At 61.7% G+C, this 26,572-nt stretch carries 23 protein-coding genes; 7 read left to right on the forward strand and 16 right to left on the reverse strand.

The features are described 5' to 3' along the window. Both BS630_RS37645 and BS630_RS12530 read left to right on the forward strand, forming a co-directional pair. The coding region (locus BS630_RS37645) for a hypothetical protein (protein ID WP_143529432.1) at window positions 1-291 on the forward strand (291 nt) is incomplete at its 5' end. Between the two features lie 143 nt (window positions 292-434). Then, complete coding sequence (locus BS630_RS12530) at window positions 435-2,375, forward strand: M23 family metallopeptidase (RefSeq protein ID WP_077977731.1); 1,941 nt, start codon at window positions 435-437, stop codon at window positions 2,373-2,375. A gap of 101 nt (window positions 2,376-2,476) precedes the next feature. Here BS630_RS12530 and clpB read toward each other — a convergent pair whose 3' ends face one another. From clpB to BS630_RS12560, 6 genes are all read right to left on the reverse strand, one after another. Then, window positions 2,477-5,077 (reverse strand): ATP-dependent chaperone ClpB, encoded by a 2,601-nt coding sequence (gene clpB, locus BS630_RS12535; RefSeq protein WP_077977732.1) that lies wholly within the window; start codon window positions 5,075-5,077, stop codon window positions 2,477-2,479. A 250-nt stretch (window positions 5,078-5,327) separates the two neighbouring features. Then, window positions 5,328-6,089 carry a DUF4167 domain-containing protein gene (locus BS630_RS12540; protein ID WP_077977733.1) on the reverse strand — a complete coding sequence of 254 codons (762 nt, stop codon included), beginning with the start codon at window positions 6,087-6,089 and terminating at the stop codon, window positions 5,328-5,330. Between the two features lie 342 nt (window positions 6,090-6,431). Beyond that, complete coding sequence (gene prmC / locus BS630_RS12545; protein ID WP_077977734.1) at window positions 6,432-7,292, reverse strand: peptide chain release factor N(5)-glutamine methyltransferase; 861 nt, start codon at window positions 7,290-7,292, stop codon at window positions 6,432-6,434. Further along, entirely contained in the window at window positions 7,289-8,368 is a 1,080-nt protein-coding gene (prfA, locus tag BS630_RS12550) for a peptide chain release factor 1 (protein WP_027666756.1), read from the reverse strand. The genes prmC and prfA overlap by 4 nt, the downstream gene beginning before the upstream one ends. Before the next feature lie 28 nt (window positions 8,369-8,396). Further along, window positions 8,397-10,664, reverse strand: a complete 2,268-nt coding sequence (gene ptsP, locus BS630_RS12555; protein WP_077977735.1) for a phosphoenolpyruvate--protein phosphotransferase — start codon at window positions 10,662-10,664, stop codon at window positions 8,397-8,399. Window positions 10,665-10,753: 89 nt separating this feature from the next. Further along, window positions 10,754-12,028 (reverse strand): aspartate kinase, encoded by a 1,275-nt coding sequence (locus BS630_RS12560; protein ID WP_011653679.1) that lies wholly within the window; start codon window positions 12,026-12,028, stop codon window positions 10,754-10,756. A 298-nt stretch (window positions 12,029-12,326) separates the two neighbouring features. Here BS630_RS12560 and ubiG point away from each other — a divergent pair, with 298 nt between their 5' ends. Then, window positions 12,327-13,073 carry a bifunctional 2-polyprenyl-6-hydroxyphenol methylase/3-demethylubiquinol 3-O-methyltransferase UbiG gene (ubiG, locus tag BS630_RS12565; protein ID WP_077977736.1) on the forward strand — a complete coding sequence of 249 codons (747 nt, stop codon included), beginning with the start codon at window positions 12,327-12,329 and terminating at the stop codon, window positions 13,071-13,073. A gap of 101 nt (window positions 13,074-13,174) precedes the next feature. Here ubiG and BS630_RS12570 read toward each other — a convergent pair whose 3' ends face one another. From BS630_RS12570 to BS630_RS12585, 4 genes are read right to left on the reverse strand one after another with little or no spacing between them, the layout of a single operon-like run. Next, entirely contained in the window at window positions 13,175-13,603 is a 429-nt protein-coding gene (locus BS630_RS12570; RefSeq protein ID WP_077977737.1) for a DUF1178 family protein, read from the reverse strand. After that, complete coding sequence (locus BS630_RS12575) at window positions 13,600-14,457, reverse strand: carbon-nitrogen hydrolase family protein (protein ID WP_077977738.1); 858 nt, start codon at window positions 14,455-14,457, stop codon at window positions 13,600-13,602. The genes BS630_RS12570 and BS630_RS12575 overlap by 4 nt, the downstream gene beginning before the upstream one ends. A 10-nt stretch (window positions 14,458-14,467) precedes the next feature. Continuing rightward, entirely contained in the window at window positions 14,468-14,725 is a 258-nt protein-coding gene (gene grxC / locus BS630_RS12580; protein WP_077977739.1) for a glutaredoxin 3, read from the reverse strand. 31 nt (window positions 14,726-14,756) lie between these two features. Beyond that, window positions 14,757-15,533: a ComF family protein gene (locus BS630_RS12585; RefSeq protein WP_077977740.1), complete on the reverse strand. Its 777-nt coding sequence runs from the start codon at window positions 15,531-15,533 to the stop codon at window positions 14,757-14,759. A gap of 183 nt (window positions 15,534-15,716) precedes the next feature. On the opposite strand from BS630_RS12585, the gene BS630_RS12590 reads away from it, so the two are divergent. Next, window positions 15,717-16,601, forward strand: a complete 885-nt coding sequence (locus tag BS630_RS12590) for a methyltransferase domain-containing protein (protein ID WP_077977741.1) — start codon at window positions 15,717-15,719, stop codon at window positions 16,599-16,601. A gap of 15 nt (window positions 16,602-16,616) precedes the next feature. Here the strand turns inward: BS630_RS12590 and BS630_RS12595 are convergent, their stop codons facing one another. The 6 genes from BS630_RS12595 to BS630_RS12620 all read right to left on the reverse strand — a co-directional run bounded on the left by BS630_RS12595 (window position 16,617) and on the right by BS630_RS12620 (window position 20,735). After that, window positions 16,617-16,784 carry a Flp family type IVb pilin gene (locus BS630_RS12595; RefSeq protein ID WP_077978063.1) on the reverse strand — a complete coding sequence of 56 codons (168 nt, stop codon included), beginning with the start codon at window positions 16,782-16,784 and terminating at the stop codon, window positions 16,617-16,619. 74 nt (window positions 16,785-16,858) lie between these two features. Beyond that, window positions 16,859-17,176, reverse strand: a complete 318-nt coding sequence (locus BS630_RS12600; RefSeq protein WP_077977742.1) for a hypothetical protein — start codon at window positions 17,174-17,176, stop codon at window positions 16,859-16,861. A 126-nt stretch (window positions 17,177-17,302) separates the two neighbouring features. Beyond that, complete coding sequence (gene mutT, locus BS630_RS12605) at window positions 17,303-17,716, reverse strand: 8-oxo-dGTP diphosphatase MutT (protein WP_011653687.1); 414 nt, start codon at window positions 17,714-17,716, stop codon at window positions 17,303-17,305. Next, the gene (locus BS630_RS12610; protein ID WP_077977743.1) at window positions 17,713-18,519 is read right to left on the reverse strand and encodes a GNAT family N-acetyltransferase; all 807 of its coding nucleotides are present in this window, start codon (window positions 18,517-18,519) and stop codon (window positions 17,713-17,715) included. Before BS630_RS12610 ends, mutT begins: the two co-directional genes overlap by 4 nt. Then, window positions 18,500-19,741 (reverse strand): bifunctional glutamate N-acetyltransferase/amino-acid acetyltransferase ArgJ, encoded by a 1,242-nt coding sequence (gene argJ, locus BS630_RS12615; RefSeq protein WP_077978064.1) that lies wholly within the window; start codon window positions 19,739-19,741, stop codon window positions 18,500-18,502. Before argJ ends, BS630_RS12610 begins: the two co-directional genes overlap by 20 nt. A gap of 112 nt (window positions 19,742-19,853) precedes the next feature. Continuing rightward, window positions 19,854-20,735 carry a peptidylprolyl isomerase gene (locus BS630_RS12620; RefSeq protein WP_077977744.1) on the reverse strand — a complete coding sequence of 294 codons (882 nt, stop codon included), beginning with the start codon at window positions 20,733-20,735 and terminating at the stop codon, window positions 19,854-19,856. A 246-nt stretch (window positions 20,736-20,981) separates the two neighbouring features. On the opposite strand from BS630_RS12620, the gene secA reads away from it, so the two are divergent. From secA to BS630_RS12635, 3 genes are all read left to right on the forward strand, one after another. Further along, window positions 20,982-23,696 carry a preprotein translocase subunit SecA gene (gene secA, locus BS630_RS12625; RefSeq protein WP_077977745.1) on the forward strand — a complete coding sequence of 905 codons (2,715 nt, stop codon included), beginning with the start codon at window positions 20,982-20,984 and terminating at the stop codon, window positions 23,694-23,696. A 181-nt stretch (window positions 23,697-23,877) separates the two neighbouring features. Beyond that, window positions 23,878-25,293, forward strand: a complete 1,416-nt coding sequence (locus BS630_RS12630) for a lipopolysaccharide biosynthesis protein (RefSeq protein WP_077978065.1) — start codon at window positions 23,878-23,880, stop codon at window positions 25,291-25,293. Further along, complete coding sequence (locus BS630_RS12635) at window positions 25,294-26,571, forward strand: GNAT family N-acetyltransferase (RefSeq protein WP_077977746.1); 1,278 nt, start codon at window positions 25,294-25,296, stop codon at window positions 26,569-26,571. It abuts the gene before it with no gap. Window position 26,572: the final 1 nt, after the last annotated feature.

The following is a 26,572-nucleotide window of genomic DNA, read 5'->3' on the forward strand; positions in this document are numbered from 1 at the left end:
CGAAAGACTTCGTCGCCAGCAGCGCCGCCGCCCTCGTTCAGTGAGTGGGCTTATAGAACTAACCCTCATAAACAGTCAACAGCGCTTTTCGAAAAAATTGATTTTTCTTTCAAGATATTGTTTTTACGGAAAAAATTTCGGACGACGCGCAAATGCGATCATTTCCCGGATTCCGACCGGCCATACACGGCCACGAAAGATGAACGTCTTTCGACTTTTCGTGGAAAGAACGCTCTTTTGTCCGCCGCGCCCCGACATCATCACAATCTGCTGGTCTTAAGAGACACATGATTCACACAGGCAAATGCAGGCAGACTGCCTTTTTCTGAGTGATTTGACTTCCATGCCCAAAATATGCACATCTTTCGCCCCAGCCAGGATGGCCGATACATGCTCCCACAGACGCCTGATGTAAGGACGCGGACCCGACTGCCATGATGACGGAGAAAATGATGATCCGCTCGTTGGGCAACGAGCCTCCGCTTCTGGCCGACGGCAGACGCGCGCCCGACCGGCGCGAAGTTTCCTTGCGCTGGCTCTCGGGCACGTTCCTCACCGGCATTACATCATCCGTCCTGATGGGTGTCGCCCTTTTTGCCGCACTTGACGGCCGCCAGCAATTGGCGATCCCCGCCGAAGCCTATGCGAGTGTTGCGGCAGACGCGCATGAGGATACGACAGTGGTCCGCGGTGGCCGGCTGATCGCGCCCGCCATCGCCGCAAAACCGTCCGACCGTGCCATCATGGAAGTCTCAACCGTCGTCCACGACGGCGAAAAGGAAGTCGTGCGCCGCCAGCCCTTCGCGCACGTGAAGATGACGCTGGCCGCCAACCATGTGGCGACGGAGGACTATCCCGACTTCGATCCTCTGGCGATCTTTTCCGCCGACGAGCCGCAGCCCGCGCCGCAAAGCCGCACAGGCGCGCTTTACGGCTCCGACGTCGAATCCGAAGTCAGCCTGAAGACCATTCCCTTCCCGACCGGCAAGACCAGCATGCAGATGGCATCCGGCCTGTCGCTTGAGGAGGTCGAAGAGAACGTGCGCTCCAACGGCTCGGTGCTGACGGACGGCAACACGCAGCTCGCAGCCCTTTATTACGTCGATCCGCGTCGTTTCTCCAACGAGGACGCCGATGTCGATCTGACCGCCGGTCTGTCCGCCCGCGTGCTCGAACAGAACATGACCGTCTCCGCATCGGAATCGATCACGCCGCAGACCGAAGAATTCGCCGACGACATCCTGCCGGTGCGCATCGACACGCCGATCGCCAAGGCGCTGACGGAGTCAGGCTATCCGCAGCAATATGCCGACGGCATCGCCGGCTATATCGCGCAGCAACTGGGTTCTGGTGATCTCGACAAGGGCGATGTGCTGCGCATCGGCATCATTCAGAAGGGCGAACAGGCAAAGATCATCCGAGCCAGCGTCTACCGCGGCACGCGCCATCTCGTCACCGTGGCCGTCGACGACAAGGGCAGATACGTGCCCGGCAGTGAGCCGCCGATGCTGGATGCCATCGCCACCGCCTTCGATGACAATTCCTTCGCACCTCCCCCCGGCCAGAACCTGCCGCGCGTCTATGACGGCATCTATCGCGCCGCGCTTTCCTACGGCATGACCAAGGATATGACGGCGCTGATCATCAAGCTGCTCGCCAGCAATGTCGATTTCCAGGCGCAACTGAGGCCGACCGACAGTCTCGAAGCCTTCTTCTCCGTCGCCGACAGCGCCGGTCAGGCGACCGAGGATTCCGAACTGCTCTACGTCAACGCCCGTTTCGGCGATACGCAGACGCGCTTTTACCGCTTCCAGGACCCCGAAGACGGCACGGTCGATTATTTCGACGAGAACGGCAAGAGCATCCGCCAGTTCCTGCTGCGAAACCCGGTTCCGAACGGCATCTTCAAATCGGGCTTCGGCATGCGCCGCCACCCGATCCTCGGTTTCGCCCGCATGCACACCGGCGTCGATTGGGCAGCACCCCGCGGCACGGCAATCATCGCCGCCGGCAACGGCACGGTCGAAAAAGCCGGCTGGGATTCCGGCGGTTATGGCAATCAGACGATCGTGCGCCATGCCAACGGCTATGAATCCTCCTACAATCACCAGAGCGCCATCGCCAAGGGCGTCGTCCCCGGAGCCAAGATCCGCCAGGGCCAGGTGATCGGCTGGGTCGGCACCACAGGGGAATCCACCGGCCCGCACTTGCATTACGAGCTGATCGTCAACGGCACCAAGGTCGATCCGCTGCGCATCCGCCTGCCGGGCGGCAAATCGCTGCAGGGCGAGGCGCTGGCGAAATTCGAAGACGAGCGCAAGCGCATCGATACGCTGCTGAACAACCAGACGCCAGACCAGGTGGCGAGCAAGTAATTTCCATTAAACCGACAAGCTGATGACCCGCCGGTCGTTACTCCCGCCTAACGAAAAATGGCGGCCGAAGCCGCCATTCTCATTCATCCGGCAAACCGTATTTACGCCGCTTCGCTCACCGTCTGCCTTGTCCTGAACTGCAGCCGGTCCGAACCGCTCGTCACCGTCACCGTCGATCCATCCGGCACCTGGCCGGACAGGATCTGCTCGGCCAGCGGATCCTGCACGAACTTCTGGATCACCCGCTTCAGCGGCCTTGCGCCGTAGACCGGATCGTAACCCTTGTTCGCCAGCCAGTGGCGGGCTTCCTCGTCGAGATCGATGACGATCTTGCGCTCGGACAGCAGAGCCACCAGCCGCTTCAGCTGGATATCGACGATCGCGCCCATCTCTTCGCGCTTCAGGCGATGGAAGAGGATGATCTCATCGATGCGGTTCAGGAATTCCGGCCGGAAATGTCCGCGCACGACCTCCATCACCTGCTCGCGAACCGTGTCGCTGTCGTCGCCGTCCCTCAACTGCGTCAGATATTCGGCACCGAGGTTCGAAGTCATGATGATCATCGTGTTACGGAAGTCGACCGTCCGGCCTTGACCGTCCGTGAGGCGTCCGTCGTCCAGCACCTGCAGCAGGATGTTGAAGACGTCGGGATGCGCCTTTTCGATCTCATCGAACAGCACGACCTGATAGGGCCTGCGGCGCACGGCTTCCGTCAGCGCCCCGCCTTCGTCATAACCGACATAGCCGGGAGGTGCACCGATAAGCCGGGCAACGGAGTGCTTCTCCATATATTCCGACATGTCCATGCGCACCATCGCCGTTTCGTCGTCGAAGAGGAAGCGGGCGAGCGCTTTGGTGAGCTCCGTCTTGCCGACGCCGGTCGGGCCGAGGAAGATGAACGAGCCGATCGGCCGGTTCGGGTCCTGCAGGCCGGCGCGCGCACGGCGGACGGCGCGCGACACTGCCTGAACCGCATCGCCCTGGCCGATCACCGATTTCGCCAGTTCGTCTTCCATCCGGAGCAGCTTGTCGCGTTCGCCCTCCAGCATCCTGTCGACCGGAATGCCGGTCCAGCGGGACACGACATGGGCGATATTGTCCGGGGCGACCACCTCCTGCACCATCGCGCTGCGGTCCCCATCCTGCTTCTCGGCATCGACGAGCTGCTTTTCAAGGTCGGGAATGACGCCGTAGGTCAGCTCGCCGGCACGCTGGAATTCGCCTTTGCGCTGGGCAATCGCCAGTTCGTTGCGGGCATCATCGAGCTGCTTCTTGAGATCGGCGGCAAGGCCGAGTTTCTGCTTTTCCGCCTGCCAGCGGGCCGTCAGCGCATCGGCCTGTTCCTCGAGATCGGTCACTTCGGTTTCAAGCCGCTTCAGACGGTCGGCGGACGCGACGTCCGTTTCCTTTTTCAGCGCCTCGCGCTCGATCTTCAGCTGCATGATGCGGCGGTCGAGTTCGTCGAGCTCTTCCGGCTTGGAATCAACCTGCATGCGCAACCGCGCCGCCGCCTCGTCCATCAGGTCGATCGCTTTATCGGGCAGGAAGCGGTCGGTGATATAGCGGTTGGAAAGCGTCGCCGCAGCCACCAGCGCCGCATCGGCGATGCGCACCTTGTGATGCTGCTCGTATTTTTCCTTCAGCCCGCGCAGGATAGAGATCGTGTCTTCGACCGTCGGTTCGTCGACGACGACGGGCTGGAAGCGACGGGCAAGGGCCGGGTCCTTCTCGACATGTTTGCGATATTCATCAAGCGTGGTCGCGCCGACGCAATGCAACTCGCCACGGGCAAGAGCGGGCTTCAGCAGGTTCGAGGCGTCCATCGCTCCATCCGCCTTGCCGGCGCCGACCAGCGTGTGCATCTCGTCGATGAACAGGATGATCTCGCCGTTTTCCGCCTGGACTTCATTGAGCACGGCCTTCAGCCGCTCCTCGAATTCGCCGCGGTATTTCGCACCGGCAATCAGCGCGCCCATGTCGAGCGCCATCAGCTTCTTGTCCTTGAGCGATTCCGGCACGTCACCGTTGACGATGCGCAACGCCAAGCCCTCGACGATCGCCGTCTTGCCGACGCCGGGTTCGCCGATCAGCACAGGATTGTTCTTGGTGCGGCGCGAAAGCACCTGGATGGTGCGGCGGATTTCGTCGTCGCGGCCGATCACCGGGTCGAGCTTGCCCTCGCGGGCTTCGGCGGTGAGATCGCGTGCGAACTTTTTCAGCGAGTCGAAACCCTGCTCGGCATTGGAGGAATCTGCCGTCCGACCCTTGCGGATGTCATTGATGACCTGGTTGAGGCCCTGGGCCGTCACGCCTGCGTTCTTCAGCGTCGAAAAGGTCGAGGCCGAGGATTCGATCGCCAGCGCCTGCAGCAGGCGTTCCACCGTGACGAAGCTGTCGCCGGCCTTCTTCGCCGCTTCTTCGGCGGTCGAAAGCACCTTGGCGAGGGGTTGTGCCAGATAGATGTTGCCGTTGCCGCCGGAAATCTTCGGCAATTTGGCGACAGCCGCGTCATTGGCCAGGCGGGCGGCCTTGGCATCGCCGCCGGCGCGCTCGATCAGCGACGCCGCCATGCCCTGATCATCGTCGAGCAGGACTTTCAGCACATGTTCCGGCGTGAATTGCTGGTGACCCTGCGCCAACGCATAGGTCTGGGCGGACTGGATGAAACCGCGCACCCGCTCCGAATATTTCTCGATATTCATATTCTACCTCCATGGATCGCCCTGCCCTGATAAGGCGCAGACCGATGATTGAGATCGACCCCCTGAAAAGGCAGGTCGCGCTTTGCCCGTAAGGGATTCGGGCGAAGCAGTTCGAAGAGAATATGGTAGCCTGTTCTGTGAGTTTAAAGAGCCCATAAAATGAAATCCCCGGCACAAGGCCGGGGATTTTCAAGCTAATTCGAGCAGATGGCATGAGAGTCAAGCTCTCCCCGTAGGGGAAGCGAAACCCTCATTCCGATGCGGCGTCAGCCAGCACTGGCGCCTCGGCCGAGGCACCCTCGCCTTCAGCGGCTGTTTCTTCGCCCTCAGCGCCGCGACGCGGGCGACGGGGACGGCTGCCGGTGCTGCGGCGGCGGGGCTGGCGTTCGCGCGGCTGGCCGCCGGCACCTTCCTCGTCCATCGCGACTTCGGCCGGAATGCCTTCGATCTCCGGCTGCGGGCCGGTTCCATCGTTGACCTCGGACTGTGCCGGTGCAGGCGCCTGAGCGGCTACCGGCTTCGGCTGTGCCTGCGGCTGGTGCTGTCTGCTCTGCTGCGGCTGGTGCGACCTGCTCTGCGGTGGCTGGACGATAACGACATCGTCGCCGTCATTGTCATTCTCATTCTCATTGTTGTCCATGTCGTCGCCGTCGCGGTCCGCACCGTCGCGATCATTGTACTCGCCGCGGTCGTCGCGCTGGAAGCGTTCCTGCATCTGCGCCTGGGCGCTGGCAATGATACGATTGTAATGTTCGGCGTGCTGGAGATAGTTCTCGGCCATCACGCGGTCGCCGGAGCTTTGGGCGTCGCGGGCGAGCTGCGCGTATTTTTCGGCGATATGCTGCGCCGTACCGCGAATCTTCACATCGGGGCCGGAGCTGTCATAGGACCGGGTCAGCGGATTGCCGCCCTTGCGGTTGAAATTGTTGTTATTGTTATTTCCGCCGCCGCCGCCGCCGTTATTATTGTTACCACGCCCTCGACCGCGCTTGTTCTGCTGTCCTGGCCTCATAGATCGTTCACCTGAATTCTCTGTTTGTGATGGATACATGGCACCAACCGCCATGACCGGAAAACCGGATCAGGACCTTTGTGCCGCGAGCATACTGCGCCTTTGCGCCGACCTGCCGCTTGGTTCTCAAGTCAGTTTGACTGATTCACGCATTGGGTCGTGTTCAACCGTTGAAACTCTCGTTTAAAAGAGCGGCCCCCCGAGGCAAACCAAGTACCGAACGAATCTCGTTCATTCCTCTCTGCCCAACACGTGACCGCAACCTATATTGCTTCACCGGGAAATCCAAGCCTTTTCTTCGCAATAACAATAATGTCTCGTCCAATGCCGCATTATCGTCTTTCACGCGAGCGCGAACACGAGCACCCTGTCGTTCTGACCATAATCTTTCACGGATTTGAGGCACCTGAAGCCTTTCGCTTCAAAGATCGCCGTCACGTCGTTTCGTTGATCGTAGCCGATCTCCAGTCCGACGACCCCATCGGGCCTGATGAACCTTGCCGCATCCTTGGCTATGGCTTTGTAGCCGTCAAGCCCATCCGGGCCGCCATCCAGAGCCGCAGCCGGATCAAATTTAGTCACTTCGGGAGCGAGATCGTGAATGACATTGGAAGCAATATAGGGCGGATTTGAGACAATCGCGTGAAAGGATCCTTGGATGTTCTCGAACCAATTTGACTGTACGGCCTCAAAACGATCCTGCAACCCGTTTCTTTCTGCATTCGATCTTGCCATCAAAAGTGCGTCCGCCGATATGTCGCTGCCGACACCTGACGCATCAGGACATTCGCTCAAAAGCGCAAGGCATATCGCCCCGGTCCCGGTTCCCATGTCAAGGATATGGAGACGGCTTTGCGCCTTTGCAAGGTCTTGGAGATAGATCAGAACCGTATCGACCAGGATTTCCGTATCCGGCCGCGGTTCCAGCGTTTCCGCCGAAAGCCGAAGCGGCAGGCCGTAGAATTCCCGCACGCCGAGAATGCGATGCACCGGCTCATGACCGAGCCGCCGCTCCAGTGCCTTGAAAATCACTTCGGCCTGCTCGGAAGAAAGCCTCTCGGCCGATCGCGTCAACAACTCGGTCGGCGACAGTTTCAGAAGGCCCGCGACAAGCAGCCGCGCATCGGTCGCCGGGTCGACGATACCTGCTTCGGTGAAGCGGCGGCGCGCTTCGGCAAGTATATCGGCGACCGTCGAGCTCATTGTTGCTCGCCGAGCTGCGCCAGCTGGCTGGCCTGGTAGTCGGCCATCAGCGCGTCGACGACCTCCTCGATCTCACCTTCCATCATCCGGTCGAGCTTATAAAGCGTCAGATTGATGCGATGGTCCGTTACCCGCCCCTGCGGGAAATTATAGGTGCGGATGCGTTCCGAGCGGTCGCCGGAGCCGACCTGGCTCTTGCGATCGGCAGAGCGCTCGCTATCGGCTCTCTGCCGCTCGGCATCGTAGAGCCTGGAGCGTAGCACCTGCATCGCCTTGGCGCGATTTTGGTGTTGCGATTTTTCCGAACTGGTGACGACGATGCCGCTCGGCAGGTGGGTGATGCGCACCGCCGAGTCCGTCGTATTGACGTGCTGGCCGCCCGCACCCGAAGAGCGCATCGTATCGATGCGGATGTCTTCAGCCCGGATCTCGATGTCGATCTCCTCGGCCTCCGGCAGCACCGCAACCGTTGCGGCCGACGTATGGATACGCCCGCCCGCCTCGGTTTCCGGCACGCGTTGCACGCGATGCACGCCGGATTCGAATTTCAGCTTGGCAAAGACCCCCCTGCCGGTGATCGTCGCAATGATTTCCTTGTAGCCGCCGGCTTCGCCCTCGCTTGCCGAGAGCACCTCCACCTTCCAGCCCTTTTCCGCCGCAAAGCGCTCGTACATGCGAAACAGATCGCCGGCGAAAAGGGCGGCTTCCGAACCGCCCGTGCCGGCGCGGATTTCGAGGATCGCGCTCTTTTCGTCGGCTGCGTCCTTCGGCAGAAGCAGGATCTGCATCTCCTGTTCCAGCGCCTCGATCTGCTCTTTCACCTCGGGCAGCTCCAGCTCGGCGAGGTCGCGCATCTCGCGGTCGACCGATCTGTCCTCGAGCAGCGTTTCCAAGTCGGCAAGCTCGGCGACGGCCTTCTCATAGACGCGGATCTTCGTCACGACAGGCTGCAGCTCGGAATATTCGGATGCGAGCTTCACATAGACATCGGCAGCCGGACCAGCCGACATGCGCGCCTCGATCTCGCCGAAACGGCGTTCCAGTTCGCGCATCTTTTCAACGGGAAGCTTCGCCACCCTTCACTCCGATTCTTCTTTTATCTGTCTAAAGGGGAATATTGTGGCTCTCGGCGAAGCGGGCAAGCACCTCGCGCATCGGCATCAAGGCATGGTGATCGTCCAGCACCTCGTCCATCGCCTTCGTCAGTGCCCCGACGTCGAGCCCGAGCAGCATCGCCTTCACCGGTCCGATCGAGGCCGGCGACATCGAGATCGAGCGGAAGCCAATGCCGAGCAGCGCCATCGCCGAGATCGGTTTGCTGGCGAGTTCGCCGCAGAGCGTCACTGGCGTCTTGTTCCTGTCCGCCCCGCGCACGATATCGCGCAGGATGCGCAAGAACGGTTTGCCGAGCGGATCGAACCTGTCCGAGACCCGTGCATTGCCGCGATCGACCGCCATCGCGAACTGGAAGAGATCGTTCGAGCCGACCGAGACGAAATCGACCGCCTCCATCAACTCGTCGAGCTGCCAAAGCAGTGCCGGCACCTCCAGCATCGCCCCGAATTGCAGCTTGCGCGGCAGCCCGTGACCGAAACGCGAGAGATGCTGCACTTCTTTCTGCAACAGCTCGCGCACCATCTTCAGCTCGGAAACCTCGGTCACCATCGGCACCATCAGCTTCAGCTCGGTGTCGGCCGATGCCTTCAGCAGAGCGCGCAACTGGGTGCGCAACAGCCCCGGCCGGTCGAGCGATAGCCGGATGGCGCGCCAGCCGAGGGCGGGATTTTCTTCCTCATGGCCGCGGAAATACGGCACGACCTTGTCGCCGCCGATATCGAGCGTACGGAAGGTGACAGTGCGGCCCGCCGCCTGCTTAATCACATTGCGATAGAACTGCTCCTGCTCCTCCGCCTTCGGCATGGTGGAGGCGATCATGAACTGCAGCTCGGTGCGGAAGAGTCCGATCCCCTCGGCACCCGATTCCGAAAGCTGCGGCAGGTCGACCAGCAGCCCGGCATTCATCATCAGCGCGATCCGCTGCCCATCCTTGGTGACCGGCTCGACGGCGCGCAGCGCCCGGAACTGCTCCTGCCGCCTGGCCCGGAAGCGAACCTTTTCCTCGTAGGAACGCCGGTGATCGGCCATCGGCCGCAGATGCACATGCCCCTCGTCGGCGTCGATGATCACAGCATCGCCGTTCTCGGCGAGCGCCACCACGCCCGCCGCCTGGCCGATGACGGGAATGCCCATGGCGCGCGCGACGATTACCACGTGGCTCGTCACCGCCCCTTCTTCCAGCACCAGCCCACGGACATTAGAACGCGGATAATCGAGCAGTTCGGCCGCCCCCATCGCGCGCGCCAGGATGATCGCATCGCTGGGGAAACCTTCGGCGGTCGTCCGGCCGGTATAGCCGGTCAACTGCCTGAGCAGCCGGTTCGCCAGATCCTCGAAGTCATGCATGCGTTCGCGCAGATAAGGGTCGGTCAACCGCATCATCCGCGCCTTGGTGTCGCTCTGCACCTTCTCGACCGCCGCTTCCGCCGTCAGGCCGTTGCGGATCGCCTCCTCGAGCTTGCGCACCCAGCCCTGGTCATGCGCGAACATGCGATAGGTCTCGAGCACCTCGCGGTGTTCACCCTCCATCGACACGTCGCGACGCGACAGCATGTCGTCGATCGAAATCCTGAGCGAGCCCATGGCTTCGGCCAGCCGCCGGATTTCCTTCTCGGCATCCTCGTTCAACAGGTTGGTGACGACGATGCGAGGCTCGTGCAGTACGACGTAACCGAGGCCGATGCCGTCATTATAAGTATCGCCGTCGACAGTGACCGAACGCGTCAGGTCGAGTTCGAGGCCGGGCTTGGTGATCTTCTTGAGCTCGCCGGTGGCGATCATCTCTGCAAGCACCATCGCTGTCGTCTCGAGCGCTTCCACCTCTTCCTCGCGATAGTTGCGGCTTGCCTTATTCTGCACGACGAGAACGCCAAGCGAGCGCCCGGTCCTGAGGATCGGCACGCCGAGGAAGGAATGGTAGATTTCTTCGCCCGTCTCCGGCAGGTAGCGGAAGGCAGGGTGCGACTGCGCGTCGGAAAGGTTGAGCGGCTGGGCCGAGGCCGCGATGGTGCCGACCAGGCCTTGCCCCATCTTCAATTGCGCCAGGTGCACGGCTTCGCGGTTGAGGCCTTCGGTCGCATAGAGTTCGAGTACGCCGTCGGCGCGCAGCACATAGACGGAGCAAACCTCCGCCACCATGTTGCCGGCGATCTGGCGAACGATCCGGTCAAGACGCTCCTGCGGCTCCAGCGGCTCCGCCATCAACTCGCGCAGCCGCCTGAGCAGCACGCGCGGACCGCCGGAAAGGTCTCTCATGGCGTCTCAAGCTCCCGAAACAACGCACTTAGTCCCCGGCGGGCCGGCCTCATCTCCTCAACCTGAAGGGGCAGGCCGCCCGCTGGGAATCAATTCTTATCCAGACCGTAGCAGGAATGCAAAGTCCTGACAGCGAGTTCTGCATAGGGACCGTCGATCAGGATGGAAATCTTGATCTCGGAGGTGGTGATCGCCTTGATGTTGATGCCTTTTTCGGCAAGTGCACGAAATGCGGTAGCGGCAACGCCCGCATGGCTGCGCATGCCGATACCGATGACCGATACTTTCACCAGCCCCGATTCGTTCTGCACGACATCGTAGCCGATCTTCTCCTTATGGTCGCCGAGCACCTTGATCGCCTTCTCGACGTCGCCTGACGGTACGGTGAAGGTCATGTCGGTCTTCGACCCGTCCTCGGAAATATTCTGGACGATCATGTCGACATTGATATGGGATTCGGCGAGCGGCCCGAAGATTGCCGCGGAAACGCCCGGCCGATCGGCAAGACGGCGAAGCGAGATCTGAGCCTCATCCTTGGCATAGGCGATGCCGGTGACTACTTCCTGTTCCACGATTTCATCCTCGTCACAAATCAGCGTTCCGGGCGGGTTCAGCAGATCGCCCATGCCCGGAGCATCGGGATCTTCGAATGATGAGCGCACGAAGGTGCGCACCTTATGCACCATGGCAAGCTCGACCGAGCGCACCTGTAGTACCTTGGCGCCGAGCGAGGCCATTTCCAGCATTTCCTCAAAGGCGATCTTCTTCAGCCTGCGCGCCTTCGGTACGATGCGCGGGTCGGTCGTGTAGACGCCGTCGACATCAGTATAGATATCGCAGCGGTCTGCCTTGACAGCTGCCGCGATTGCGACGGCCGAAGTGTCCGATCCGCCGCGTCCGAGCGTCGCGATCCGGTTGTCGGGTCCCAACCCCTGGAAGCCGGAGATGACGGCGACCTGTCCCTCGCCCATCCGCTTAACGATGTCGGAGCCGTCGATCTCCATGATCCGTGCCGCGCCATGCGCATTGTCGGTGCGGATCGGGATCTGCCATCCCTGCCAGGACCGCGCATTGATATCCATCGCCTGCAATGCGATCGCCAGCAGACCGGAGGTCACCTGCTCGCCGGATGCGACCACCGCGTCATATTCCCGCGCATCGTAAAACGGAGAATTGGCGCCGATCACCTTCGGCGTGCCCTGGACCCAGCCGACCAGTTCATTGGTCTTGCCGGACATGGCCGAGACGACCACCGCCACCTCGTGCCCGGCATCGACTTCGCGTTTTACGTGGCGGGCAACGTTCTTGATGCGGTCCAGGTCAGCGACGGACGTGCCGCCGAATTTCATTACGATGCGTGCCATATGCCTCTACCACGACTGGCGCCGGGAAAGCGGAAAACCGGACCCGGCATCACGAAAGCTCTGGGGCAGACCGCTTGGGCCAGAGAGCCGGATTCCCAACTTCCGGAACCGCTCTAAAAGCCCAGGCCCCAAAGACCCCAAGTTGCGGCGTCTCTTAGCGAGTTTGGCGGGGGGAGGCAAGCACGCGCGATAAAAGCTATTGGCGAGCGGTTCCGCGCTCACCAATCCCCTGATCTGCGCCCCTTGACTTATGCCCCCGATCGTCCGACTTCACATGTCACGAATGAAGGAGTGGACGATGACGGAAGGCGCCAGAAGCACGATCGACCAGGGCGAAGTGGACCGCTTCTCGGCGATGGCGGCGGAGTGGTGGAGCCCGACCGGCAAGTTCAAACCGCTGCACAAGTTCAATCCCGTTCGGCTCGCCTATATCCGTGACAAGGCCTGCGAGAATTTCAGCCGTGATCCGAAAAGCGTGCGCCCGCTGGAGGGGCTGCGCGTGCTCGATATCGGCTGCGGCGGCGGCCTGTTGTCCGAACCTGTCGCCCGCATGGGCGCTTCCGTCGTCGGCGCCGATCCGTCCGAGAAGAATATCGGCATCGCCTCCACTCATGCGAAGGCCTCCGGCGTCTCGGTCGACTATCGCGCCGTCACCGCCGAGGAGCTCGCGGAGGCTGGCGAGACCTTCGATATCGTCTTGAACATGGAAGTTGTCGAACACGTCGCCGACGTCGAGTTCTTCATGACCACCTGCTCGAAAATGGTCCGCCCCGGCGGCCTGATCTTCGTTGCCACCATCAACCGCACGATAAAGGCGGCAGCGCTTGCCATTTTCGCCGCCGAGAACATTCTGCGCTGGCTGCCGCGCGGCACGCATCAGTATGAAAAGCTGGTACGCCCGGAAGAACTGGAAAAGCCGCTGGTGGCAAGCGGCCTTGAGATCACCGACCGCACCGGCGTCTTCTTCAATCCGCTGTCGAACCAGTGGAACCTGTCTAAGGATATGGACGTCAATTATATGCTGCTAGCAAAGCGGCCGGCATAGTTCCCACCGTCAACAAGCCGGCTACACTTTCAGCAGTACGACATGCAGGCAGCAGTGCGACATGCAGGCCGAAATTGTAGACGGCCACTCGGACTGCATGGTCAGTTCACGTCCTCCGGCAAAACGGGAATGGCCGCGATCTCGATGCCTTCTTCCAAGAGCGCCTGCGCCTCGTCGACCGTCGCCTGGCCGATGATGCCGCGGGCCTCGGCCTCGCCGTAATGGATCTTGCGGGCTTCCTCGGGAAATTGCGTGCCGACGTCCTCGGAATTGGCCTTGACCGCAGCAACGGCCTCCTTGAGTTTTTGCAAGGCCTCGCGGCGCATGGCATCCATTGCCAGCGTCTGCATCGTGTCTTTCCCACGCGCGGTCGATACCGACGGCGCCATCAACAGCTTGGAAATGGCGGCGGAATGACAGACCGGGCAGGTCAGAAAACCGGTTTCGACCTGACGATCGAAATCGGCGCTTTCCGAAAACCAGCCTTCGAATTCATGGGCATTGTCACAGGTGAGGGAATAGCGGATCAAGCGGCGACGCCTCCGGCGATTGCGTCCGCAATCCTTTCGACCGAGAATTCCCGCCCATTCCTCAGGTTCGGGATCTTGTCATGCGCAGCCTTGACCGCGCTCGGATCGATCTCGGCGACGATGACCGCCTCACCGGTGGCGCCGGCCGACGCCAGCACCGTGCCCCAGGGATCGACGATCATCGAATGGCCGAAAGTCTCGCGCCCATCCTCATGCGAGCCCGCCTGCGCGGCAGCGATAACGAAGACCCCGTTCTCGATCGCGCGTGCCCTGAGCAGGATCTCCCAATGCGCTTCGCCGGTCTGCTTGGTGAAGGCGGCAGGAACTGTCATCACCTCGGCGCCGGCAACCGCCTGGGCGCGGAAGAGGGCGGGAAAACGTACGTCGTAGCAGATCGCGAAGCCAATTTCGGCAAAGGGCAGCGACAGGACGCGGGCCTCCGAGCCGGCCGTATAGGCGGCACTTTCACGCCAGCTCTCGCCATTGTCGAGGTCGACGTCGAACATATGGATCTTGTCGTAACGATTGAGGATCTTGCCGTCGGGGCCGAACAGGAAACCCCGATTGGCGATCTTGCCGTCGGCAAGGGCGATCGCCGTCGAACCGACATGCATGTGGATGCCGAGTTCCCCAGCGAGCTCTGAGCCGGTCTTGACGATGATGTCATGCGCCTCATCGGCAAGCACGGCGCGTGCCGCTGTACGGTCGCGCTGCAGCATGCCGGTCATCTCGGGCGTCTGCACATAGGTCGCGCCCTGGCCAGCGGCCTCGCGCACCAGCCGTGCCATGGCGGCGGCATTCTTCACCGGGTCGACCCCGGAGCACATCTGGACGGCGGCGGCCTTGAAGCTCATCGGTTCTTCCTCAGGCTGCCAGCATCGGATCGAGCTTGCCGGCCCGATCGAGCGCAAAGAGATCGTCGCAACCGCCGACATGATCGGCGCCGATGAAGATCTGAGGAAAAGTGGTACGCCCGTTCGACTTGCCGATCATCTCCCGGCGAAGATCCGGCGAAAAGGTCGCGTCGTGCTCGACATATTCGACACCCTTTTCTTCGAGAAGGGACTTGGCGCGGCTGCAATAGCCGCAGAACTGCCGTGTATAGATTGTGACGGGTACCATAGTCTCTCCAGACCGATGCCGGGTATTTCTGTCATATAGGCTCGGAGAGAGCCCTTGCAAAGGTCAAAACCGTTATGTCAGCCGCACCCGCCTTGCGCAGCGTCCGGCTTGCCGCAGCGACCGTTGCCCCTGTTGTATAGACGTCGTCGATAAGGACGATGCGCTTGCCGAAAATGTCGTTTTCGCAGCCCTTGGCGATCGCAAAGGCGCCCCTGACATTGTCTTCGCGCGCCTTGGCGCCAAGGCCGACCTGCAGGCTGGTGCGCTTGACGCGCATAAGCGTGGCGGCAAGCAGCGGCTTGCCCGAGAGCTTTGCCATGTGGCGGGCAAGCTCGGCTGCCTGGTTGAACTTGCGCGTCAGCATACGGCTACGGTGCAGCGGCACCGGCATCAGTGCATCGCAGCTTTCGACCGTCCCGTCGGAAGCGCGCAGCATCCAGGCTGCCATCATCGGCGCCAGATCGGTGCGATCGCGATATTTGAGCCCATGGACGAGATCGCGGACCGCGTGGTCGTGGGTCGCCGCCGACCGCAGCCGGTCGAAGGGCGGCGGGTTGGCGATCGCCTCGGCGCTGAGGATGCCGGCACCGAGATCGTGCGAGAAGGGAATGCCGAGCACCTCGCAATAGGGTCGTTCGATGAAGCGGATGCCGGACCAGCATTTCGCGCAGAGCCCGCGATGGCCGCCGGTCGAAATGCCGCAGACGGAGCAGGCGGGCGGATAAAAGAAATCGGCAAGCGCCGAAAACGGTCGCAAGAGATGCGCCCGCAAGAACTCTGACGGATTTTCGACGTTGATCAGTCTCATGCCGCAGAGATTAGCGCATAACCCCGAAAATCGGAATCGATTTTCGGAAAGGATTATCCGCAGATTCAAAGTGATAGAGCGTCCTTAGCGCGTCCTGTGGAAGCGCTAAGGACGCACTAGCGTGTTCTTCGCGAAAGGAAAATCGTCTTGCCGCGCAGGCAGTGCGGGACTAAGGACATCGCCATGGAAACGATCTTCGACAAAGCCGTGATCGCCGCACATCGGCGTCGCGCGCTTGTAAACAACGACCCGAAAGCCGCCTTCCTGCTCGACGTTGCCGCTGAAGAGATGGCCGAGCGGCTTACGGTGGTCGAGCGGACCTTCGGAACCGCCGTCGAACTGCATGGCGCGACCGGTGCTGCCGCCCGGGCCGCACTGGCAACGGGCAAGATCGGCACGATGATCCGCGTCGAAAGTGAGAAGGCCTATGCCGGGCCGGACGAAATCTTGATCGAGGCGCCGCTCGAGGACGTACCGCTCGAACCACAATCGGCCAATCTCATCCTTGCGCCGCTCAGCCTGCATCTGACCAACGATACGCCGGGTGTCTTCATCCAGATCCGCCGCGCCCTGAAGCCCGACGGCTTGTTCCTGGCCGCGATCCCCGGCGCCGGCACGTTGCAGGAACTGCGTGACGTGCTGCTGGCCGCCGAGGTCGAGATGACAGGCGGCGCAAGCCCGCGTGTCATTCCCTTCGCCGATGTGCGCGATGTCGGCAGCCTCATGCAGCGCGCCGGCTTCACGCTGCCGGTGATCGATGCGGAGAATTATACGGTGCGCTATGATTCGCTCTTTCCCCTGATGCGGGATCTAAGGGCGATGGGCATGAGCAATCCGCTTGCAGCCCGCGCCCGGATGCCGCTGACACGTGCCTTCTTCCTGCGCGCAGCGGAGATCTACGCCGAACGTTATTCCGATACCGATGGACGTATCCGCGCCACCTTCTCGATCATCTATGTTTCGGGATGGGCTGCCCACGAGAGCCAGCAAAAGCCGCTCAGGCCGGGTTCGGCCAAGGCGCGCCTTGCCGATGCACTGAAGGTGGACGAACACAAGCTCAAGCAGTAGCCGCCGGCTACTTCTTCAATTCACCGTCATATTGTTATCGATCACGTTGAAGACGTCCTGCAAGGCGCCGGTGAAGAACCCCAGACCGGAGATGAGTGCGCCACAAATGAGGGCGGCGATCAAGCCATACTCAATTGCCGTCGCACCTCTGCTATCTGCAAGAAATGCTTTCAAAATACGCATTATTACGAGACCCTCTGAGCGAGACCGACGGCAAACGACCAATTCCACGACCATCGGGCGACGGCCGGCATTTTTCAGCAACCGGCGCCGACGCCATAGCCCTGGACGACGCAGACCGAACCGGGCGTATCCTGGAGGACGCTGCGGCGGATCGTATACCGCTTGCCACTCTCAGTCTTTGGGATTGATCCCGTAGTGATCGTATCGAAATCCGCCGGAGCACTGGCAAAGACGCTTTTCTTCGAGGAATCCGCAAGCATTGGCGTCAGGATAAGCGTCAGCGCGACTACCGCCGTGCCGAACAGGAGGGCGATATTCAGCGCACCCGTCCTGCGCGAGGCAGACGAGGCCCGTTCCTTTTCCCGGACAGCTTTCCAGAAATCATCGTCCATGAGGTCAAGCCTTTTAATACACGCACGCCAGATGCTTGATTGAGGCCGATCTTTGGCAGAAGGTGTTAAACGATCCATTAATATCCACAGCCGAAAATGGTGTGGCACAATAATAATCAGATAATGCTAAAGTAAATCCTGCAACATCGGGATGAGCGGCTCGTCGGCCGGCGGCATCGGGTAATCGCGCAGCGCCTGCGGACGCACCCATTTCAGCGCCTGCCCCTCCCGGCCCTGGGGAATGCCCTCATAGCGCCGGCAGATATAAAGCGGCATCAAAAGGTGGAAGGTCTCGTAGGAGTGGCTGGCAAAGGTAAGCGGCGCGAGACAGGCGATCTTGGTGTGGATGCCGAGCTCTTCTTCGAGCTCGCGCACCAGCGTTTCCTCCGGCGTCTCACCGGGCTCGACCTTGCCGCCGGGAAACTCCCACAACCCGGCGAGCGACTTTCCCTCGGGGCGCTGTGCCAACAGGATACGCCCATCGGCATCGATCAGCGCACAGGCGGCGACCAGCAATATCTTCCGGCCCGCCTCGCTCATCGCGGCTCCTTTTGCCAATAGCAATAATGATAGGCGTCGCGAAAACCGAGGCGCTCATAAAGTGCGATGGCCGGACGGTTGGACAGCTTCACCTGCAGCCAGGCCGAACGGGCGCTGCGCATGCGCGCCCAGCGCAATGCCGAGGTGAGGATTTCGGTGCCGAGCCCCTCACGCCGCCGCGCCTCGGAGACCGAAAGCGACACGATGCCGGCGAGGTCGTTGTCCTGGACGCAGAGCACGGTTGCAAGCGGGCCGTCCACCGCGTTCTCGATCATAAACAGGCCGGATGGCGGCTTGATCGCCGAAATGATCTCGGCAAGCGCCGGCTTCAGCCTCAGTGGCGCCTGGTCGACGGCGAGGTTGGCGTCGACGAAACGACCGACATCATGGGTCGGCAGGTGATCGAGCGTATCCGGCAGCTCCGCCTCGGCAAGGTCGCATGTCATCACCACCGTATCGTCGAAGCGCGTCCAGTTCTGCGCGCGCAGAAGTTCGATCAGCACCGGCGAGGCAAGCGGCGTCTGGCGGACCACGGCGGCGCGGCCATAGGCCTCGAACTTCCGGCTCGCCTTTTCCAGGCGGATTTCGACGTCGCGATGATCCGAGGGATCGAGCGGTACGATCGAGTTCAGCCGGTTGGACGGGTGACCGGCCGTCAGCCGCACCTGCCAGCTGCCGTCATATTGCACGGAAGCCGCCGGCCAGGCGCGGAAGCCAACGGCCTCCAGCCTACGCACCAGTGGCAGATTGTGTGAAGAAATGGATGCCTGCGCCAATGAACGATCAGCTCCGATAGTCGCCATTGATCGCAACATATTCCTTGGTGAGGTCGCAGGTCCAGACGGTTGCCGAACCAGTGCCGAGCCCGATATCGACTTTGACGGGGATATCCTGCGCCTTCATGACGTCCGAGGCAGCCGCCTCGGAATAATCGGGATCACGCTCGCCATTGACGGCGACCCTGATATCGCCGAACCAGATGGCGAGCCGGTCGCGGTCGGCCATCTCGCCGGATTTGCCGACGGCCATGACGATACGGCCCCAATTGGCGTCTTCGCCGGCGGCCGCGGTCTTGACCAGCGGCGAATTGGCGATCGACAGCGCGATGCGCTTGGCGGCGGCATCGCTCTCGGCCCCCGTCACGGTGATTTCGAGCATCTTGGTGGCACCCTCGCCGTCGCGCACCACCTGCAGCGACAGATCCTTCAGCACTTCGTTGAGCGCGGCCCGGAAGGCGGCAAGCCGCGGGTCGTCGGCGCGTTCGATGCGGGCCTGGCCGTCCTCGGCCGCCGCACCCGTCGCAAACAGCATCAGTGTGTCCGAGGTGGAGGTGTCGCTGTCGACGGTCATGGAATTGAAGGTCGGGCCGACGCCGTCGGACAGCAGCGCCTGCAGCGCGGCAGGCGCAATGTCGGCATCGGTGACGACGAATGAGAGCATCGTTGCCATATCAGGCGCGATCATGCCGGCACCCTTGGCGATACCGTTGATCGTCACGGCCACGCCGCCGATCTCGGCGCTGCGGGTCGAAACCTTCGGATAGGTGTCGGTCGTCATGATCGCCTTGGCGGCCTCGAACCAGAAATCGCCGGTCGCTTCGACCTGCATCCGATCTAGAACGCCTGCGAATTTGGTGGCATCGAGCGGCTCGCCGATGACCCCGGTCGAGGCCAGGTAGACCTCGTTTTCGGCGCAGCCGACGGCAGCGGCAGCCGACTTCGCCGTCAGCGCGGTCGCCTGGCGGCCCTTCAGGCCGGTGAAAGCATTGGCATTGCCTGAATTGACGACGACGGCACGCGCGCTGCCATGGGGGAGATTGGCCCGGCAGAAATCGACCGGCGCCGACGGGCATTTCGAGCGGGTAAAGACGCCCGCGACAGCCGCCGGCTTATCGAAGACCATCATCAGCACGTCGGTGCGGTTCTTGTACTTGATGCCGGCGGAAGCCGTCGCCAGGCGCACGCCGCGCAGCGGCGGCATCGAGACGAAGGATTTCGGAGCGAGCGGAGAGACGGAACCGGACATGATGAGACCTGCCAATGAGCATTTCCAGGCGAAATGGAAACCGGTTCGCCGTCCGGAAATGCGACAACCACGATAGTGAAGGGCCCGGAAGAACCGGGCCCTGATGCGACTATTACTGCTGCGGCACCGGCGCGACGGGCTCGCTGCCCGGCTCCGGCTGTTTGTTTGCCTGGTCGTAACCCTTGCGCAGCGTCTCGTCCGTGATCTCGATCTTGGCGGACGCCTTCGCCTGGTTCAGAAGCGCAAGATACTTGTCGCGCATGACGAGTTGACGAACCTGATCCTGCACCTGCTCGAAGGGCGGCGGCGGGGCATCGCGCTTATCTTCGACCTTGATGACATGGAAGCCGAAATCGGTCTTGACGGGCGTCTTGGAATAGGTGCCCTTCTCAAGCGCGAAGGCTGCGTCTTCGAATTCCTTGACCATGCGGCCGCGCGAGAAATAGCCGAGATCGCCGCCTTCCGACTTGTTCGGATCGGTGGACTTTTCCTTGGCGAGTTCGGCGAAATCCTTGCCGGCGTCGAGCTGCTTGATGATGTCCTTGGCTTCGTCCTCGGTCTTGACGAGGATGTGGCGGGCGTGGACTTCCTCCTGCTTCGGCAGGGCGGCGACTTCCTTGTCGTAACGGGCTTTGACTTCGTCAGGCGTCACGATATCGACGACATGTTTCTTGAAATAGGCATTGTGCAACTCGCGGTCGGAGAGATACTGCATGCGCTTCTTGAATTCGTCGGTCTGATCAAGCTTCTCGGTGGCAGCGTCGGCGGCGAGCAGCTTCACGTCGATGGCTGCGGAAAGGGCTGCGACCTTCTTCTGGTCATCGGGAAGCTGCGCCAGCTGGGGATCGAGATTGGCGACGGCGAGGTCGAGTTCCGACTGGTGGATCTCCAGGGTGCCAACCTTGGCGATGACGGCGTCATCGGCATAGGCCGGGGCCTGGAGCGCAACAAAGGTTGCAAACGCCAGAACGGCAAGTTTGTTGGTGCTCAACATGAAATACCCTTCACAGTTACATTGCCGGTTTCAGCATCCCCTGAATCCAGCCCAAAATAGCCATCAACACTGGATTGTGGCCTTTCTGTATCCGCCAAATCCGTTGACATCATTCGACCCCCCTCTTATCTGTCACGCAACCTCGCGTCCAGAACAGTTTCCGGGCGTTTTAAGGCGCGCGCCTGATTTTCGGCTGGGCCGCGAACAAGAAACGCCGGGGATGAATATTGAGAAAGGGCCAGTCATATGGTCAGCTTTGGCGGTATAGCCCGCAAGTTATTTGGGTCTTCGAATGACCGCCGCGTGCGGTCCTACCAGCCGAACGTCACTGCCATCAACTCTATCGAAGAGAAGACGAAGGCCCTGACGGACGAGCAGCTCGCGGCAAAGACCGCGGAGTTTCGCGCCCTGCTCGCCGAGGGCAAGACGCTCGACGACATTCTGATCCCGGCCTTTGCCGTCGTGCGCGAAGCCTCGCGCCGCGTTCTTGGCCTGCGACCTTTTGACGTACAGCTGGTCGGCGGCATGATTCTGCATTCGAATGCGATCGCCGAGATGAAGACCGGCGAAGGCAAGACCCTCGTCGCCACCCTGCCGGTCTATCTGAACGCGCTTTCCGGTAAGGGTGTGCACGTCGTCACCGTCAACGATTACCTCGCCCAGCGCGATGCCGCCACCATGGGCCGCGTCTACGGCTTCCTCGGCATGACCACCGGGGTCATCGTCCACGGTCTCTCCGACGAGGAGCGCCACGCGGCCTATGCCTGCGACATCACCTACGCCACCAACAACGAACTCGGCTTCGATTATCTGCGCGATAACATGAAGTACGAGAAGAACCAGATGGTCCAGCGCGGCCACAACTTCGCAATCGTCGACGAAGTGGACTCGATCCTCGTCGACGAGGCGCGCACGCCGCTGATCATCTCCGGTCCGCTCGACGACCGCTCCGAACTCTATAATACGATCGACGCCTACATTCCGCTGTTGGAGCCCAGCGACTACGAGATAGACGAGAAGCAGCGCTCCGCCAACTTCTCCGAAGAGGGCACCGAGAAGCTGGAAAACCTGCTCCGCCAGGCCGGCCTCCTGAAGGGCAACGCGCTCTACGACATCGAGAACGTTGCGATCGTCCACCACGTCAACAACGCGCTGAAGGCCCACAAGCTCTTCCAGCGCGACAAGGACTATATCGTCCGCAACGACGAAGTCGTCATCATCGACGAGTTCACCGGCCGTATGATGCCGGGCCGCCGCTATTCGGAAGGCCAGCACCAGGCGCTCGAAGCCAAGGAAAAGGTACAGATCCAGCCGGAAAACCAGACGCTGGCCTCGATCACCTTCCAGAACTATTTCCGCATGTACGACAAGCTCGCCGGCATGACCGGTACGGCGCAGACGGAAGCGGAAGAATTCGCCAACATCTATAATCTCGATGTCATCGAGGTCCCGACCAACCTGCCGATCAAGCGCCTCGACGAGGACGACGAGGTCTACCGGACCTTCGACGAGAAGTTCAAGGCGATCATCGAGGAGATCCTCGACGCCCACAAGCGCGGCCAGCCGGTGCTGGTCGGCACCACCTCGATCGAGAAATCGGAACTGCTCGCCGAGCGCCTGCGCAAGCAGGGCTTCGACGACTTCAAGGTTCTGAACGCCCGCTACCACGAGCAGGAAGCCTATATCGTCGCCCAGGCCGGCGTGCCGGGTGCCATCACCATCGCCACCAACATGGCCGGCCGCGGCACCGACATCCAGCTCGGCGGCAACCTCGACATGCGCATCGAGCGCGAACTCGGCGAAGTCGAAGCCGGTCCGGAGCGTGACGCCCGGATCCAGGCGATCATCGAGGAGATCAAGGAACTCAAGCAGAAGGCGCTCGACGCCGGCGGCCTCTACGTCATCGCCACCGAACGCCATGAAAGCCGCCGCATCGACAACCAGCTGCGCGGCCGCTCCGGCCGTCAGGGCGACCCCGGCCGCTCGAAGTTCTACCTGTCGCTTCAGGACGACCTGATGCGCATCTTCGGCTCCGACCGCATGGACAGCATGCTGACCAAGCTCGGCCTCAAGGAGGGCGAGGCGATCGTCCATCCCTGGATCAACAAGGCCCTGGAGCGCGCCCAGAAGAAGGTCGAAGCCCGCAACTTCGACATCCGCAAGAACCTCCTGAAGTATGACGACGTTCTCAACGATCAGCGCAAGGTGGTCTTCGAGCAGCGCCTCGAACTGATGGAATCGACCAATATTTCCGAGACCGTTTCCGACATGCGCCGTGAGGTGATCGAGGACATGGTCGAAAAGCATATCCCAGAGCGCGCCTATGCCGAACAATGGGATGCCGCCGGCCTGAAGACCGGGGCTTTGAACATCCTCAATCTCGACCTGCCGGTCGAGGACTGGGTGAAGGAAGAAGGCATCGGCGAGGACGACATCCGCGAGCGCCTGACGGAAGCCGCCAATGCGGCCTTCACGGAAAAGGCCGAGCGTTTCGGCGACGACATCATGCATTATGTCGAACGCTCGATCGTCATGCAGACGCTCGATCATCTCTGGCGCGAGCACATCGTCAACCTCGACCATCTGCGCTCCGTCATCGGCTTCCGCGGCTATGCCCAGCGCGATCCGCTGCAGGAGTACAAGTCGGAGGCCTTCGAGCTCTTCACGGCGCTGCTCAACAATCTGCGCGAGGCCGTCACCGCTCAACTGATGCGCGTCGAACTGGTGCAGCAGGCCCCTGCCGAGCCTGAACCGCCGCTGATGCAGGCCCATCACCTGGATCCGACGACCGGCGAGGACGATTTCGCCCCGGCGATCTACCAGGCGTCGGAAGTCGTTTCTCCTGAAAACCGCAACCCGGATGACCCAGCCACCTGGGGCAAGGTCGGCCGCAACGAGACCTGCCCCTGTGGTTCCGGCAAGAAATACAAGCACTGCCACGGCGCCTTCGAGCAGGTCTGAGGCAAGCCCGCAAAGATCCGCGAAAATGCCGCCTTCGGGCGGCATTTTCTTTTCTGCGGCAATGCCGGAAAGCCGGAATTTCAGCGTCGGGCGGCAGACCCTATCCGGAACCGTTTCTTAACCCTGTTCTGTCAAGACTTCAGGGGCGATTTGCCTGACCTCAGAGTTTTGCGTGTTCATCATGGCGGTCATAGAAACAGCGGAGAAGATGCTGCCCGCGGGCCTGCGCCCGATCGGCGGCCGCACGCTGCGTTTGCTTGCTGCCGTGCTCACCGAGCGCGGTGAGAGGGCGGCCGCCCAGCGCATGGCGCTGACGGCCTTTTCGATCCGTATCCTCAGCGCCGCACTCGCCTTCGTCTCGCAGATCGTGCTCGCCCGGCTGATGGGAGAATATGAATACGGCATCTTCGTTTTCGTCTGGGTGCTGGTCGTCGTCTTCGGCGATCTCTCATGCCTCGGTTTCCACACCGCGATCGTCCGCTTCCTGCCGCAATACAGGGCAGCGGGCGCTTTCGAGGAAATCCGCGGCCTGACCGGCACGGCGCGCATCTTTGCGCTGCTGTCCGGCACGGCAGTGCTCGCAGCCGGCATGCTCGGGCTGCATTTCTTCGGCGGTATGATCCAGGTCTATTATCTCGTTCCGATCTTCATCGGCCTGCTCGCCATGCCGATGATCGCACTCGGCGACATTCTGGAAGGCACGTCACGGGCAAACCATTGGCCGGTGATGGCGCTGGGCCCGGTCTATATCGTCCGCCCGATTCTCATCATCCTCTTCATGCTGATCGCGATTGCCATCGGCGCCGAACACACGGCCGTCACCGCGATGCAGGCAGCGCTCGCCGCCACCTACGTCACTGCTCTCGGCCAATATGCCGCAACGCTCTACCGCTTTCGCCGGCATTATGACGACGGCCCGCGCAAGGTCGACTTCCTCGCCTGGTTCAGCGTCGCCTTTCCGATTTTCCTGATCGAGGGCGTGAGCTTCCTGCTGACCAATTCCGACGTCGTCGTCGTCGGCATCTTCCTCGAGCCGCACGATGTCGCCATCTACTTCGCCGCCGCCAAGACGATGGCGCTGGTGCATTTCATTAATTTCTCGGTCAAGGCAGCCTCCGGCCCGCGCTTTTCCTCGATCATCGCCGAAGGCGACCAAGACCAGTTGGCAGCAGCTGCCATCGACTCCGCGCGCTGGACCTTCTGGCCGGCGCTCGGGGTCGGCCTTGTCGTGCTTGCGGCCGGCCATCTGCTGCTGTCGCTCTTCGGCGGCGCTTTTACATCAGGTTATCTGGTCATGGCGATCCTGCTCGCCGGCATCCTCGCCAAATCGCTGGTCGGCCCGGCCGAAACGCTGCTGATGATGGCGGGCAAGCAGAACCTCTGCGTCGCGCTCTATGCCGGCGCACTGACGGCCAATGTCGGCCTCAACCTCGCTTTGATCCCGCATTACGGCATCGAAGGCACGGCGATCGCCACGGCCTCCGCCATGGCCGTTGAGGCAATCCTGCTGCATGTCGCCGTGCGCCGCACCCTCGGCATCGTTCTTTTCGCCTTCGCCAGCCCCTCCGCCGCAACGCCAGAAATGAGAGTTCGATAGATGGTGCGTGTTCCCCCCGTTACCGAAAGTACCGACAGCGCAGCAAACCGCATGGTGCATGATCTCGCAGCGCTGCATTTCGAAGCGCCGCAGGCCGAGGCCCGCGCCGAGATCGGCCGGCCGGGGCGCGAGCTCTGCCTCTATCCGGGCAAGCTCGGCTATGAGCTTCAGGATGAGCTCGATTTCCTCTCCAACCGGGCGATGGAACCGAACGTCTTTTTCTCCGGCCGTTTCCTCGCCCCCGCCATGCCGCGGCTCGAAGACCGGCAGGTGAACTTCGCCCTGATCCGCGATCACAATGCCGGCCGCAGCCGCATGCGCTTCCTCTTGCCATTTTCGGTCGACAAGCCGGGCTTTGCCGTCGGCCCGTCAATCATCCGCGGCTGGTCGAACAGCTTTGGTCCGCTCGGCACGCCGCTCGTCGATGGCGAGGATGCCGCCGAAACCCTCGACAACCTCTTCGACGGGCTGACCGCGCGTGATCTCAATCTGCCCAGCATAATGGTCCTGCCGGATCTCAGGCTGAACGGGATCTTCGTGCGCATGGTCAAGGCCGTTGCGCTCAGCCGCAATCTTCCCGTCACCGTTACCAATCCATACCTGCGCCCGATGCTGCAGAGCGAGGAAGAGGCGCCGGTCTATCTCGGCAAAACCATCTCCTCCTCGCATATGCGCGAGATGCGCCGCCAGTGGCGCCTGCTGGAGGAAAAGGGAACCGCGGTCTATGCCGTCGCCCGCCAGCCGCGCGAAATCCATACCCGCTTCGAGGAATTCCTGGCGATGGAAGCCGGTGGCTGGAAGGGCAAGCGGCGAAGCGCTCTCGTCACCGATCGTTATCACACGGCATTCGCCCGCGAGGCGGTGTCGAACCTTGCCGCCGGCGATGCCGTGCGCATACACACGATCGACCTCAACGGCAAGGCGATCGCCGCCATCGTCGTGCTGATGATGGGCGGCGAGGCCTATACCTGGAAGACCGCCTACGACGAAAACTATGCCCGCTATTCGCCGGGCAAGCTGCTGATGAGCGAACTCACCGAATGGCATCTCGACGATGCCAATATCGTCCGCTCCGATTCCTGCGCCGTCTCGGATCATCCGATCATGAGCCGCTTCTGGCAGGAGCGCGAGGAGATGGGAACGCTGGTGATCGGCCTGACGCAGAACAGCGACCGCGACATGCGCCAGGTCACCGCCCAGCTTCACATGTACCGCAGCACCCGCAATATGGCGAAGATGCTGCGCGAAAAGATCATGTCGCTTGCCGGCCGGGGCTAAG

The organism is Rhizobium laguerreae (genome assembly GCF_002008165.1).
Taxonomy (GTDB): domain Bacteria; phylum Pseudomonadota; class Alphaproteobacteria; order Rhizobiales; family Rhizobiaceae; genus Rhizobium; species Rhizobium laguerreae.